The sequence below is a fragment of the Mycobacterium helveticum genome, from assembly GCF_007714205.1.
Classification (GTDB): domain Bacteria; phylum Actinomycetota; class Actinomycetes; order Mycobacteriales; family Mycobacteriaceae; genus Mycobacterium; species Mycobacterium helveticum.
Window position 1 is genome coordinate 1 of the sequence record NZ_VMQU01000341.1, and the last position, 665, is coordinate 665.

Sequence of the window (665 nt, forward strand, 5' to 3'; positions counted from 1 at the left end):
AGGTGTTTGGCTGCGAGCTTGCGCTCGATCGCTTCCTGCTGGCCGACCAGCCAGTCCATGGCGGCATAGATCTCGTCGGTGGACGCATCGGCCACGCTCAGGTCCTCGCCCAGCGTGGTGTCGGACCACCAGGCCAGCGTGGAGAGTTTCGAGCGGGGCCGGATCACCCGCGACATGACCAGCGCCAGGACAATATCGCGGGCCCGGCATGCCGGGCCCAGCAGCGTGGGCAGGCCCAGCGTGCGCGCCATCGCCGCGACCGCGGCCACGTGCCCGTGCGGCAGCGACCGCACGATGGTGAACTCGCTGCCAGCCGGCACCAGCGTCTGCCCCTTCAGCGTCGCCTCGATCGCGTCGACCGCTTCCGGCGGCAGCATCGACAGGTTGGCCACGGTCTCGTTGCGCACCTTGCCGCCCTCGCGGAAGGTGCGGCGCAGGTATGCCGACTCGTACTCGCGTCGCCCGCCCCGCTTGTCCACATGGGAACTCTTAACCCTGGCTACATGCACCGGCCCGATCTTCTGCCGCATACCGTTAATGGTATGCGTTCTCGTCAACATTACGTCGCATTGACACGCTAATTCCTGTCTACACTTTCGTGACCTGATCAACCAGTATCCTCAGGTCACACCTCAATTCCGCGCGGGAACCCGTCGCAACTTCGG

Annotated in this window: 1 pseudogene; it reads right to left on the minus strand. The window is 65.6% G+C overall.

The annotated features are described in order from the left end of the window. Positions 1–530 (minus strand): annotated as a pseudogene (locus tag FPZ47_RS27825) (IS1634 family transposase); the annotation flags it as partial. Positions 531–665 lie beyond the last annotated feature (135 nt).